Below are 13,078 nucleotides of genomic sequence, written 5' to 3' on the forward strand. Positions count from 1 at the left end.
CATAGCTTCTTCACGCAGTATTCGACGTGAAGTAGTCGCCTTAGTTACGAACGCTCACTCGTCCACCTCGACCCAGGTCCAGCCCGCCCCGCCGGGATCGGCGCGTACCGCCCGGGTGCGCCCTTTCGCCACCTTCACCCATTGCGGCTGCGCCGGCTCGGCGGGCACCGGCACCGGATCGGTGTCCGCGCCGAAGGCGGCCGGCCGCCCCTTGACGGTGATCGCGGGCCGCCCGGACGTCAACGGGCGCCGTTCGCTCCGGGGAGCGGGCGCGAGGGCGGGCCTCTCCTGGGGCGCCACGACGTCGTACTCGCTCGGGGCCGCGGCGGGGGAGGCCCCGCGGGGGCGCAGCGGCCACCAGTTCGCCGGGCCCAGCAGCCTCATGGCCGCGGGCACCAGCAGCAGCCGCACCAGCGCGGCGTCCACCGCGACCGCCACGCACAGGCCCGCACCGAGCAGCCGCACCACCGCGATCCCGGCCGTCGCGAGCGCGCCGCCGACCGCCATCATCGTCAGCGCGGCCCCCATGATCACCCCGGCGGCCTCCCGCGGGGAATCCCCGGCACGCGGCCACGCGGAACGCGCCTCCGAGACCAGGAACACCTGGTGGACGACCGACAGCCCGAACGCCACGACCCCGATCAGCACCGCGACGGAGACGTCCAGGGGTCCCGCGAAGCCCAGGAAGCCGCCCTGGAACGCCCACACGATCACCCCGAACGACGCTCCCAGGGACAGCACGCTCGCGACCACCGCGGGAACGGGCACCACCAGCGACCCGAAGGCGAGCGACAGCGGCACCGCCATCGCCGTGCAGACCACCACCGCCAGCCACGGCAACGTGCCGGAGAGGCCGGCCAGGAGGTCCAGCCGCGCCGCGACGGGCCCGCCGACCGCGACCTGCCGGACGTCCGGCCCAGGCGCCATGGACCTGATCGAGGTCACCAGGTCCCCGGCCGCCGCCGACGCGGGGTCGAGGTCGTGGCGGACGGCGAGCCGCACGGCGCTGTTCGGCCGCGAGAGCCCTGCCATCTCGACCCCGGTGACGTGCGGCAGCCGCTCCAGCCGCTCCATGAGGGGGCGGACGTCGAGCGCGGTGACGGCGGTGCCGTCCAGCGGCTCGACCACGACGTGCACGTCGATCGGCGACAGGGCGTTCTTGACGAACTCGCGCTCGATGGTCCCGGCCACCCGGCGGCCCTCGGAGGCGGCGGGCAGCGCCCGGTGGTCCGCGTTCCCGAACTCGACGCGCAGGAGCGGCGCCGCCAGCGCGACCAGCACGGCCGTCACCGCCACCAGGTACACGACCGGCCGGCGGGCCACGCCGTCCCGCATCCCGCCGTCCCGCCGTGCGTACGCGGGCCTGACCCGCAGCGCGTCCACCCGCCGCCCGAGCACGCCCAGCAGGGCGGGCACCACGAGCAGCGCGGCCACGGTCGCGACCAGCGCCACGGCCGCCGCCGCCGGCCCGAGCGAGCCCAGGAACGGCTGCGGGAACAGCGTCAACCCCACCAGGGACGCGGCCACGCTCACCCCGGCCACGGCCACGGCCCGCCCGGCGGTGGCCACCGCGCCCGCCACGGCCTGCTCGTTCGAGGCCCCGGCCCCGATCTCCCTCCTGAACGCCTTGAGCAGGAGGAGCGAGAACTCGGCCGCCAGCCCGAGCCCGAGGAGCACGACGGCGTAGAACGAGTAGACGGACACCTCGGGCAGCAGCGCCAGCGCGCCGAGCACCGCGAGCAGCCCCACGACCAGCGGCAGCAGGGCCGCCACCAGGCTCCCGAACACCACCGCCAGCAGCACCAGCAGCACCGGCGCCGCGACGGCCGCCACGCGGGCCAGGTCGCCCGCGGCCTCCCTGTCGAGCTCCGCCTGTACCGGCACCGGCCCGCCGACCGCGACGTGCAGGTTCTCGACGCTCTTGAGCCGCGCCGCGACGGCGGCGTAGCTCGCCCGCTTGGCCCCCTTCAGCGTGACGATCGCGTACGTCGAATGCCCGTCCTTGGACACCATCTCCTTCGACCCGGTCGTCCAGTACGTGACCATCCCGCGCGCGTACTCGGCAGGCAGCCCGCGCAGCGAGTCGTGCACCGCCTTCCGGTAGCGCGGGTCGCGCACCTTGACCGTCGGATGCCGGTAGAGGACGACCACGTCGGGGCTCTGACCGCCGTACCACTCCGCGCCCCACCGCGCGGCGGTCGCGGAGCCGGCGCGCGGGTCCTCGAAGCCGCCGCCCACCGCCTGCCCGGACAGCGCCGTCGGCGCGAGGAGCAGGGCCGCCACCACGCTCAGCGCCAGCAGCGTCCACCTACCGCGATAGACCAGCCGCCCCAATGAAGTCCCCTCGCCGACAGCAGGGTCCTAGCAAATTACGGGAGAACGAAGACGGATTCTTGCCACACGCGCACACATTCCGCTTCCGGAGTTGTCAGCGGACCAATATTCAGGCGACATCAGCGAGGGAACCCGGCAGAATGGCATGGTTTGGCTGTTTTCAGGGGGGCAGGCCGGTGCACAGTTATCTCAGCGATCTCGGGCTGCTCCGGGACCGCCGGTTCGCCCTGCTGCTGTCGGCGCGGACCCTCTCGGTCCTCGGCAGCGCGTTCGCGCCCGTGGCCCTGGCATTTGGCGTCCTCGGCCTGCCCGGCGCCACCGCCGCGACCCTTTCGGTGGTGCTCACCGCCGAGTCGGTGCCCATGATCGTGTTCATCCTGTTCGGCGGGGTGCTCGCGGACCGGCTGCCGCGCAAGTGGGTGATGATGGCCGGCGAGTCCCTGATGGCGGTGGGGTTCTTCGCGCTGGCCGCGATGCTGCTCGCCGGCTGGACCCCGCTGCCGGCGCTGTCCGCGGCGGCGGCGCTGACCGGAGTGGGCACGGCGATCATGTTCCCGGCGCTGACCGGGATCATCCCCGAGGTCGTGCCGCCCGACCGGCTGCAGGCCGGCAACGCCCTGCTCGGCCTGGGCCAGAACGCCTCCCGAGTGGCGGGCGCGGTGCTGGGCGGCGGCACGGTGGTGCTGTTCGGCGGGGGCTGGGCGCTGGTGGTGAGCGGCGCGATGTTCGCGGTGGCGGGCGCGCTGCTGGCCCTGCTGCGGATGGATCCGGTCGCGACCTCGCGGGAGCGGCACTCGGTGCTGGCCGATCTGCGGGACGGCTGGCGGGAGTTCAGCTCGCGGCAGTGGATCTGGGTGGTGGTCGCGCAGTTCTCGCTGATGGTCATGGCCATCCAGGCCGGTCACGGGGTGCTCGGCCCGCTGATCGCGAAGGAGACCCTGGGCGGTCCCGCCGCCTGGTCGGCGTTCCTGGCGGGCGAGGCCGTCGGGACGATCGTCGGCGTGCTGGCCGCCATGCGGCTGCGGCCCCGGCGGCCGATCCTGGTGGCCGTGCTGCTCTGCCTGCCGCCCGCGCTGCCGTACGCGCTGCTCGGGCTGGACGCGCCGCTCTGGGCGATCGTGATCGGGGCGTTCGTGCTGGGCGTGTGCTTCGACCTGTTCGGCGTCCTGTGGCAGACCACGATGCAGCGCGAGGTCCCGGCCGAGTCGCTGTCGCGGGTGAGCTCGTACGACGCGCTCGGGTCGATGATGTTCGGGCCGATCGGGCTGCTGCTGGCGGGGCAGGCGGCCGACCTGTTCGGCACCGAGGAGACGCTGCTCGCCTGCGCCGTCATCATCGTGCTGTCCACCCTCGCCGCCCTGCTGGCCCCCGGAGTGCGCAACCTGCGCGCCCCCGAGCGGGAGCCGATCTCAAGCTGACTTGAAGTAGGCGTTGGCCCTGGGCTGGAACATCAGCGTCATCGCCCCGAGCACGGCCACCACGTGCAGGATCCGGCTGCCCGCGAAGAGCAGCCCCATCGCGTCCGCCCCGGCGACGGCCTCGCCGATCGAGCCGCCGGCCAGCAGCCACTGGACGGGTTCGATCACGAGCGAGAGCGTGCCGAAGACACCGAGCGTCACGGCGAGGGTCAGGCGCGCCCAGTTCTGGCCGGCCTTGAGCCGCAGCGCCATGAAGACGGCCGCCGCGAACACCACCAGCCGGATCCCGACCTGCGGCAGCAGGCCGGCGACCGTGGCGCTGCCCGTGAACAGCTGATCGGAGACCACCAGCACGGTCTCCAGCGCCCCGAAGGCGACGGCCGCCAGCCAGAGCATGGCGGCGGTGTGGACGACGGGCGGCAGGTCGGTTCTGCGTGAGTCCAGGACGGTGGTCATGGCATTGCCTCCGTGGATTGAAGCGGCTATGCCTGAAGTGTCCGCTCCTGAGCTGGGCCGGAGCATGCCCGCTGACCGCCGAGTTCCGGTGAGGCGGGCCCTACCGCGGGTGCGCCGGGAGGCTTCAGGCGATGATGAGCCGTACGACGACGCCCGCGCAGTTGCCCGCCACGCAGATCCGGACCGGCACCTCGGAGACGCCCGGGGCCGCGGGCACGCCGCCCACGTGGCCGTCGGGCCCGATGGTCACGGCGCGGGGCAGCTTGGCGCGGTCGGTCACGGTGAACGTCGGGATCACGCCCTCCGGGCCGCCGTTGATGCCGATCTCCCCGCTCAGCGGGGTGCCGGCCCGGCCGGGGAAGGTCAGCGAGCGCGGCTCCCACGGCACGTTGGCGAGCACGACGAGGGTGAGCCGCTGGTCGCGGCACGTCTGCCCCGCGCACATCCGGACGGCGGCGAGGTAGGTGCCGGAGCGCTGCGGCGTGCCGTACAGCCGGCCGCTCCGGTCGACCTTGATCCCGACGGCGAGGTAGGCGGGGCGGAACGTGGCGCCCTTCGCGGTGGGCAGCAGCCGCTGGCGCACCTCGATGCCCCGGGTGACGTAGAAGGTGTCCTCGACCAGGCTCCCGTCCACGGGGTCGAGCGGGACCTGCCGGGACACCAGGGTCATGGTGAGCGAGGGCACAGTGGCGAACACGGTGGCGGACACGGCGGCGGACAATCCGCACATGGCGAGGCCTGCGAGCAGGAACACCCACCACTGCCTCATCGTCACCCCCCACGGGCTATGTACCCGCGCCGCACGGAGAGTCACCGGATAATCGTTCGCATGGCCGCTGAATCCGCTCAGACCCTGGAACGCGGGCTTCGCCTGCTGAGACTGCTCGCCGACGGGAAGGGCGGACGGACGCCCACCGAGCTGAGCGCCGAGCTGTCGCTGAGCCGTCCCGTGGTGTACCGGCTGCTGACGACGCTGATGAACGAGGGGTTCGTGCGGAGGGACGCCGAGGGGCGGGTGCACCTCGGGTTCGGGGTGCTGGTGCTGGCCCAGGCCGTGCAGCCGCTGTTGCGCGCCGCGGCGGTGCCGACGCTGCGGCGGCTGGCCGAGGACGTGGGCGCGACCGCGCACCTGACCGTGGCCGAGGGCGACGACGGGCTGGCCGTGGCGGTGGTGGAGCCGTCCTGGACCGACATGCACGTGGCCTACCGCGAGGGCTCGCGCCATCCGCTGGTCAAAGGCGCGGCGGGGCAGGCGATCCTGGCGCTGCGCGAGGGGCGTCACGACTACTTCGCGACGGAGGGGCAGTTGCAGGAAGGGGCGCGGGGCGTCGCCGCGCCCGTCACCGGGCTGCCCTGGTTGGAGGCGTCGGTGGGGGTGGTGACGTTCGGGCCGCTCGAGGAGTCCACGGGGCCTCGGGTGGTCGCCGCAGCCGCCGAGCTGGCCGCCGCGCTGGGTTGACATCTCCAGGCCGATGGCGGACGGTTGTTACATATAGAGGACATATCCGTCCGGTAAGCGGACACTATGGAGGCAGCGGATGCCGTACTACCGCGTCGTTGGGGAGGTGCCGCGCAAACGGCACGTGCAGTTCAGGCGGCCGGACGGCGGTCTCTACGCGGAGGAGCTGATGGGCGAGGAAGGGTTCTCGTCCGACTCCTCGCTGCTGTACCACCGCTACCTGCCCACCGCGATCGTCAAGGCGGAGGCCGTCACGCCGACGGTGGAGACCCGGCTGGAGCCCAACCTGCCGCTCTCGCCGCGCCATTTCCGCACGCAGGAGCTGTCCGGCGCGGGAGACCTGGTCTCGGGGCGCCTGCTGCTGGCGGGCAACGGCGACGTCCGATTGTCGTACGCCGCCGGCGACCGGCCGAGCGAGCTCTACCGCAACTCGATGGGCGACGAGTGCGTCTACGTGCAGGGCGGCCGGGTCCGCTTCGAGTCCACGTACGGCGTGATCGAGGCCGGCGAGGGCGACTACGTCGTCATCCCGACCGGAACGATCCACCGCTGGGTGCCGGACGGCCAGGTCAGCGTGCTGGCCATCGAGGCGGCCGGGCACATCAGACCGCCCAAGCGCTACCTGTCGCAGTACGGGCAGTTCCTGGAGCACGCCCCCTACTGCGAGCGCGACCTGCGCAGCCCCGCCGAGCCGTTCACGGTCGAGGGCGAGGAGGTGCCGGTGCTCGTGCGCACGCGGGGCGGGCTGACCCGGCTGGTCTACCGCAACCACCCGTTCGACGTGGTGGGCTGGGACGGCTACCTCTACCCGTTCGCGTTCAACATCGACGACTTCGAACCGATCGTGAAGAAGACGCACGCGCCGCCGCCCGTCCACCAGACGTTCGAGGGGCCGGGGTTCGTGGTGTGCTCGTTCTGCCCGCGGCCGCTCGACTTTCACCCGGAGTCCGTGCCGATCCCGTACAACCATCACAACGTGGACTCCGACGAGTTCATGTTCTACGTGGGCGGCGACTACTCCGCGCGCAAGGGCTCGGGCATCGACGTCGGGTCGATCTCGCTGCATCCCGCCGGGTTCACGCACGGGCCGCAGCCCGGCGCGGTCGAGGCGGTGATCGACGCGGTCTCCCGGGGCATCACGACGACGAGCGAGAAGGCCGTCATGGTGGACACGTTCCGCCCGCTCGACCTCGGGCAGGGCGCTCTGTCCTGCGAGGACACCGGCTACGCGTGGACCTGGTCACGATGAGCGTGTACACGGCACTCGTGGACGACGCGGGCCTGTTCCCGCCGACGTCCCTGCACATGGACGAGGCGCTGGCACGCAACCGGCGCGATCTGGAGCACGGCAGCTCCGTGCTCACGCACCGGTTCCTGTGCCCGGCCAGCCGGCTCCACCGGCTGCGCGACATGGACTACCGGCCGCGGCGGATCGGGCTGATCGTGGACCAGGAGGAGGTGCCCGCCTTCGACGACCTGCCCGTGGACTTCGTCGAGATCCGGCTGCCGCCGGGCACGACGATCGAGGCCCTGGCCGGCCGGCTCCGGCTGCCGGCGGGCGTGCGGCTCTTCGTGGAGGTGGCGGCGGGGAAGGTGGGCGTCGAGGTGCCCGGCGGGGTGGGGCTGAAGGTGCGCTGCGGCGGCCTGACGGCCGACACGTTCCCGCCGGCGGAGCATCTCGCGGCCTTCATCGGGTGCTGCGTCGAGCGCGACGTCCCGTTCAAGGCCACGGCCGGGCTGCACCACGCCGTACGCCACTTCGACCCCACGCTGGGCGTCGACCGGCACGGCTTCCTGAACCTGCTGCTCGCCGTCTGCGAGGCCGTCGACGGACGCGACCCGGTGCCCGTACTGCGGACCACCGACGTCGGGCATCTCGTACGTCTCGCGCAGGGCGTACCGGAAGACACCGCGAAGCGGGCGCGGCGGCTGCTGGTGAGCTATGGCTCGTGCAGCACCAGCATCCCTGTCGAGGACCTGCGCACACTGGGGCTGATCGCGTGACGGAGGGAAATTTCGTGAGCTGGGGAGTGGACAACCTGCCCTATGGCGTGTTCTCGCGTCCGGGCCAGGCGCCCCGCGTGGGCGTGCGCTACGGCGACAAGGTGCTCGACCTGGCGCCCGCCCTGCACGACGAGGTCTTCGAGTCGCCCTCGCTCAACCCGTTCATGGCCCGGGGGCGGACGGCCTGGCGCGACACCAGGACGCTGATCCGGAACAAGCTCACCGGCGACGTCGCCGTGACCGAGCGGCATCTGGTCCCGCTGGAGCAGGTGCGGCTGCACATGCCGTTCGAGGTGGCCGACTACGTCGACTTCTACTGCTCGATCGACCACGCGAGCAACATCGGCCAGATCTTCCGGCCCGGCACCGAGCCGCTGCAGCCCAACTGGCGCCACCTGCCCGTCGGCTACCACGGCAGGGCCGGCACGGTCGTGGTGTCCGGCACCCCGGTCAGGCGCCCGCACGGGCAGCTCGGGCGCGGGGTGTTCGGGCCGTGCGCGAAGCTGGACATCGAGGCGGAGCTGGGGTTCGTGGTGGGCGTGCCGACCGAGCTCGGCTCGCCCGCGGGGGCCTTCGAGGACCACGTGTTCGGGGTGACGCTGGTCAACGACTGGAGCGCGCGCGACATCCAGTCGTGGGAGTACGTGCCGCTCGGGCCGTTCCTGGCCAAGTCGTTCGCCACCTCGATCTCGCCGTGGATCACGCCGCTGGAGGCGCTGCCCCGCGTCCCCGGCCGCGCCCAGGACCCCGAGCCGGCCGGCTACCTGCGCAGGCGGGGCGACTGGGGGCTGGACATCTCCCTGGAGGTCCTGCTCAACGGGGAGGTCGTGTCGCGGCCCCCGTACGCGGGCATGTACTGGACGCCCGACCAGATGCTCGCCCACATGACGGTGAACGGGGCCTCCCTGCGGACCGGCGACCTGTTCGCCAGCGGCACGATCTCGGGGCCCGCGCGCGGCGAGCGCGGCTCGTTCATCGAGCTGACCTGGAACGGGACCGATCCGCTCAAGCTCGCGAGCGGCGAGACGCGCTCGTTCCTGGAGGACGGGGACACGGTGACGATCCGGGCCACCGCCGGCGCCCTGACCTTGGGGGAGGTCTCCGGAACTGTCGCGTAAGTGACTCAACGTGCTTGCCTGCTGACTCGCCGCTACCCTGGGACCGCCCCTTCCCTCGGACAGAAGGAGTGACATGCGGCGGGCCGCGATGACTTGTGTCGCCTTCCTCCTCATGGTCTGCGGCTGCTCCTCGGTGACGGCCGAGGCCCCGTCGCCGCCCCCGGTCGTGCGGGTCTCGCCGGCGCTCGACTCCAAGCGGGCCCGCACCGACCGCGGCCTGGTGGTCAAGGCCCGCGGCGGCACGCTCAGCCGGGTGCTGGTCTCGGAGGGCGGGCAGCAGGTGCCCGGCCGGCTCGACGACTCCCGCACGACGTGGCGCTCCGCCTGGACGCTCAGGCCCGCCGCCGAGTACACGGTGTCCGTCACGGCCGACGGCGCCCGCGGCCCGGCCACGGTCGCCGTCGGCCGCTTCCACACCCGGTCCGCGGGCAGGCCGTTCCAGGTGGCCGCGACGGCGCCGCTGCCGGGCGAGACGGTCGGCGCCGGCATGCCGGTCATCATCGACTTCGACGCCCCGGTGGCGGACAAGGCGGCCGTCGAGCGGGCACTGGAGGTCAAGGCGGAGACCCCGGTCGAGGGCGCGTGGCGGTGGATCAGCGACACCCAGGTGATCTACCGCACCCGCCGGTTCTGGGCGCCCCACCAGCAGGTCACGGTCACCGCGCACCTGGCCGGCGTCCGCGCGGGCGCCGGCGTCCACGGCACCACCGACTCCACCTTCGCCTTCACCGTCGGGCGCAGGCAGACCAGCACGATCGACACCCGGACCCACCAGATGATCGTCCGCCGCGACGGCGAGATCGCGCAGCGGATGGCCATCAGCGCGGGCATGGCCACCACCCCCGAATACACCACGACCAGCGGCATCCACCTGACCATGGACAAGGGCAACCCGGTCCGCATGATCTCCCCCGGCCGGGTCAAGGGCGACCCCGGCTACTACGACCTGCTGATCGACCACGCCGTGCGCATCTCCAACAGCGGCGAATACGTGCACGCCAAGGACAACGTGTGGGCGCAGGGCCGGGCCAACGTCAGCCACGGCTGCGTCAACGCCCGGCCCGACCAGGCGGCCTGGTTCTACGACGGCTCGCTGCGCGGCGACCCGGTCACGATCGTCGGCACCGACCGCCGGCTCGAATGGAACAACGGATGGGGCTTCTGGCAACTCCCGTGGGAGAAGTGGCGGGAGGGAAGTGCCCTGTTCAGGGCCGGTCCCACGGGCGGATGGGTGCCGTCGGGTTGATTCCAGGATTACGGTAGAGAGGGGGGAACCAGTCACGAACTCAGGCCCGTTGTCCCATCAGGAGGGCCGGACATGGATGAATGGATCATCTGGGTAATCCTCGCGGTGGTGCTCGGCGTGGCCGAAATATTCACCCTCACGGCCTCACTCGGGCTGCTGGGCGCGGCGGCGCTCCTGACCGCCCTCACCGCCGTCATCGGATTGCCCGTGCCCCTGCAGTTGCTGTGTTTCGCCCTGTCGTCCGCGGCAGGTCTGCTGGTGCTCAGGCCGATCGCGATGCGTCACATCAGGCAGCCTCCGCTGCAGCGGTTCGGCGTGGAAGCGCTCGTCGGCAAGCCCGCCTACGTGGTCTCGGAGGTGACGGGCCGCGACGGTCGCGTACGCATCGGGGGAGAGGAGTGGTCGGCGCGCGCCTACGACGAGACGCTGGTGATCCCCACAGGGGCGACCGTCGACATCATCGAGATCGAAGGGGCGACAGCCCTCGTATATCCCCGGGAGTGACTCATGGATCCGCTGTTGCTGGTCGGACTGCTCGTCATACTCTTCGCGGTGTTCACCGTGCTCAAGGCGGTGCGGATCGTCCCGCAGGCGCGGGCCCGCAACGTCGAGCGCCTGGGCCGCTACCACCGCACCCTCAAGCCGGGTCTCAGCTTTGTCATCCCCTACGTCGACCGCGTCTACCCCATGATCGACCTGCGCGAACAGGTGGTCTCCTTCCGGCCGCAGCCCGTCATCACCGAGGACAACCTGGTCGTCGAGATCGACACCGTCCTCTACTTCCAGGTCACCGACCCGCGGGCGGCGGCGTACGAGATCGCCAACTACATCCAGGCCGTCGAGCAGCTGACCGTCACCACGCTGCGTAACGTCGTCGGCTCCATGGACCTGGAAAAGACCCTCACCTCGCGCGACACCATCAACAGCCAGCTCCGGGGCGTGCTCGACGAGGCCACCGGCAAGTGGGGCATCCGCGTCAACCGCGTCGAGATCAAGGCCATCGACCCGCCCAAGACCATCAAGGACGCGATGGAGAAGCAGATGCGGGCCGAGCGCGACAAGCGGGCCGCGATCCTCAACGCCGAGGGCCAGCGGCAGTCGCAGATCCTCACGGCAGAGGGCGACAAGCAGAGCCGCATCCTGCGCGCCGAGGGCCAGCGCACCGCCGCCATCCTGGAGGCCGAAGGCCAGTCGCGCGCCATCGACCAGGTCTTCCAGGCCGTTCACCGCAACGACCCCGACCCGAAGCTGCTGGCCTACCAGTACCTCCAGGTGCTGCCGCAGCTCGCGCAGGGCGACGGCAACACGTTCTGGGTGATCCCGAGCGAGGTCACCTCGGCGCTGCAGGGGGTCTCGAAGGCGTTCACGGAGGCCCTGCCCCGCTCGGCGGCGACGCGGGAGGAGGCGCCGCAGACGGCGGAGTTCGACGAGGAGGTGGCCAAGGCCTCGGAGGCGGCGGCCGAGGCGGTGGCGGACGCCCAGGATGCCGAGAGCCCCGACGGCCCGCGCCAGCTCACCCAGGGCGTCGAGGAGCCGCCCCCGTTCCCGGACCTGGACCGCAAGCACACCGAGGCCGAGCGCTGACACCCCACAGAGGCGCCCACCCGTGGGCGCCTCCGGCTGAAGGTCGAGGAGTGAGGCTTTCGCGCTCGGGGTGCGGCAGCGAGGGGCGAGGTCCGAGGTCGACGGTGTGACGTGTGGTCAGGCGATGACCTCGAACAGGTGGCGAAGCCCGTCTTCCCGATGTGCGGCTCGGGCCCGGCAGCTGAGCCTCACGAGCGCGTCCGCCAGAGCGACATCCGGATTTTCCGGCGGGATGTCGTCCCCCATCCGCGTGCGCAACCACTCGGAGATCTCGGCCCACGAGTAGAGACGGATGTTGTCGGCCTCGATGAGAGGAGCGGGAAAACCGCCGGGGCCCCGCTGCCCTGCGGCGAGCTGGCGCAGGCTGGCCTGCGTGCGCCCACCGTGCCGACGGGCGGCGTCGCCCAGCGTCACGCCGTCGTCCTCCCCGACGGCGATGGGCCAGAGACCGGGGACCGTCTTGATCTGGGCGATCACGGAGGCGATCGCATCCAGCATGCTGTCCGCCTCGCGGTCGCACAGCACATAGACGCTGCCATCCTTGTCTCCGGATACCGTGCAGTCATCCAGACCAGCCTCGAACAGAGCATCCAGCTCTTCGTCGGTAAGCGCCCGATTCAGAGTGACGTGGAAATCCCAGGTGATCACGGCCCCATCCTCGTTTCTTCGCGCACTCCGTGTGATCGGCCAACCACGTAGCAATCTTGCTACCGCGTTGCACGGATGGCGGCGGTTCCAATCCTGGAGCCCCTACTTTCGGTAGCCAAATGACTACAGTATGTCGCTTTTGGGCCAGGCGGACATGGCGAGGGTGGCGATGTGGAGGAGGTCGGCCTGGGGGGCGCCGTCGCGGGACTGGGTGGACATGCCCTGGATGACGGCGGCGTAGAACGTCGCCAGGCCCGCCGGGTCCGTGCCGGGCGGGAGGCGGCCGGCCGACAGGTCCTCGTCGATCCGGGCCTTGAGCGCCGCCTTGCTGCCCTCTCTGAAGTCGCGTAGCAGCTCCTCGACCTCGGCCGACTCCGGCCCGCAGTTCACCGCCGCCGTGATGATCAGGCACCCCGTCGGGTGCGATCGGTTCGAATACTCGATGGCGGCCTCGCGCAGCACGCGCTCGATGGCCTGGCGTCCGGTCGGCTCCTCGGCGAGGGCGCGGGTCGTGAAGGCCCCGTACGTCTCCTGGTAGCGGCGCACCGCCTCCTCGAACAGCCGCCGCTTGTCGCCGAAGGCCGCGTACAGGCTGGGGGGACGGATCCCCATCGCGGCGGTCAGCTCGGCGATCGAGGTCGCCTCGTAGCCGTGCCGCCAGAACGCGAGCAGCGCCGTCTCCAGCGCCGCTTCCCTGTCGAACGCCCGCTGTCTGGCCATTGGTAGTCAGGGGCGCGGTGCCGTGAAGGCCCGGTTCCCCATCCCCCTTTCAATTCCGTACGTGCGGTTTTCCCGCATACGGCTTACCGAT

Annotated in this window: 13 protein-coding genes; 8 read left to right on the forward strand and 5 right to left on the reverse strand. The window is 71.7% G+C overall.

All coding sequences use genetic code 11. From position 1 onward, the window contains the following. Window positions 1–54: 54 nt before the first annotated feature. A complete protein-coding gene (locus tag ACIBQ1_RS53180; RefSeq protein ID WP_397290173.1) occupies window positions 55–2,334 on the reverse strand; it encodes an MMPL family transporter in 2,280 nt (759 codons plus the stop codon). Between the two features lie 176 nt (window positions 2,335–2,510). On the opposite strand from ACIBQ1_RS53180, the gene ACIBQ1_RS53185 reads away from it, so the two are divergent. Then, a complete protein-coding gene (locus ACIBQ1_RS53185) occupies window positions 2,511–3,752 on the forward strand; it encodes an MFS transporter (RefSeq protein ID WP_397290175.1) in 1,242 nt (413 codons plus the stop codon). On the opposite strand, the gene ACIBQ1_RS53190 is transcribed toward ACIBQ1_RS53185, so the two are convergent. Both ACIBQ1_RS53190 and ACIBQ1_RS53195 read right to left on the reverse strand, forming a co-directional pair. Further along, window positions 3,744–4,208: a hypothetical protein gene (locus ACIBQ1_RS53190; protein ID WP_397290177.1), complete on the reverse strand. Its 465-nt coding sequence runs from the start codon at window positions 4,206–4,208 to the stop codon at window positions 3,744–3,746. The genes ACIBQ1_RS53185 and ACIBQ1_RS53190 overlap by 9 nt on opposite strands. Before the next feature lie 124 nt (window positions 4,209–4,332). Next, window positions 4,333–4,983, reverse strand: coding sequence for a hypothetical protein (locus ACIBQ1_RS53195; protein ID WP_397290179.1), 651 nt, complete (start codon window positions 4,981–4,983; stop codon window positions 4,333–4,335). Between the two features lie 54 nt (window positions 4,984–5,037). Here ACIBQ1_RS53195 and ACIBQ1_RS53200 point away from each other — a divergent pair, with 54 nt between their 5' ends. The 7 genes from ACIBQ1_RS53200 (at window position 5,038) to ACIBQ1_RS53230 (ending at window position 11,619) form a co-directional block, all read left to right on the forward strand. Further along, the gene (locus ACIBQ1_RS53200) at window positions 5,038–5,667 is read left to right on the forward strand and encodes a helix-turn-helix domain-containing protein (protein ID WP_397290181.1); all 630 of its coding nucleotides are present in this window, start codon (window positions 5,038–5,040) and stop codon (window positions 5,665–5,667) included. A gap of 79 nt (window positions 5,668–5,746) precedes the next feature. After that, window positions 5,747–6,916, forward strand: coding sequence for a homogentisate 1,2-dioxygenase (locus ACIBQ1_RS53205; protein WP_397290183.1), 1,170 nt, complete (start codon window positions 5,747–5,749; stop codon window positions 6,914–6,916). Then, a complete protein-coding gene (locus tag ACIBQ1_RS53210; protein ID WP_397290185.1) occupies window positions 6,898–7,671 on the forward strand; it encodes a hypothetical protein in 774 nt (257 codons plus the stop codon). The genes ACIBQ1_RS53205 and ACIBQ1_RS53210 overlap by 19 nt, the downstream gene beginning before the upstream one ends. A gap of 14 nt (window positions 7,672–7,685) precedes the next feature. Beyond that, window positions 7,686–8,789: a fumarylacetoacetase gene (fahA, locus tag ACIBQ1_RS53215; protein WP_397290187.1), complete on the forward strand. Its 1,104-nt coding sequence runs from the start codon at window positions 7,686–7,688 to the stop codon at window positions 8,787–8,789. A 73-nt stretch (window positions 8,790–8,862) separates the two neighbouring features. Then, on the forward strand, window positions 8,863–10,035 hold the full coding sequence (locus ACIBQ1_RS53220) for an Ig-like domain-containing protein (RefSeq protein ID WP_397290189.1): 1,173 nt from the start codon (window positions 8,863–8,865) through the stop codon (window positions 10,033–10,035). Window positions 10,036–10,107: 72 nt separating this feature from the next. Continuing rightward, a complete protein-coding gene (locus ACIBQ1_RS53225) occupies window positions 10,108–10,539 on the forward strand; it encodes an NfeD family protein (protein ID WP_397290191.1) in 432 nt (143 codons plus the stop codon). A 3-nt stretch (window positions 10,540–10,542) separates the two neighbouring features. Continuing rightward, window positions 10,543–11,619, forward strand: coding sequence for an SPFH domain-containing protein (locus ACIBQ1_RS53230; protein ID WP_397290193.1), 1,077 nt, complete (start codon window positions 10,543–10,545; stop codon window positions 11,617–11,619). Between the two features lie 117 nt (window positions 11,620–11,736). Here the strand turns inward: ACIBQ1_RS53230 and ACIBQ1_RS53235 are convergent, their stop codons facing one another. After that, window positions 11,737–12,267, reverse strand: a complete 531-nt coding sequence (locus ACIBQ1_RS53235) for a hypothetical protein (protein ID WP_397290195.1) — start codon at window positions 12,265–12,267, stop codon at window positions 11,737–11,739. A 123-nt stretch (window positions 12,268–12,390) separates the two neighbouring features. After that, entirely contained in the window at window positions 12,391–12,987 is a 597-nt protein-coding gene (locus tag ACIBQ1_RS53240) for a TetR/AcrR family transcriptional regulator (protein ID WP_397290197.1), read from the reverse strand. Between the last annotated feature and the right edge of the window lie 91 nt (window positions 12,988–13,078).

The sequence above is a fragment of the Nonomuraea sp. NPDC050153 genome, assembly GCF_044460125.1.
Classification (GTDB): Bacteria; Actinomycetota; Actinomycetes; order Streptosporangiales; family Streptosporangiaceae; genus Nonomuraea.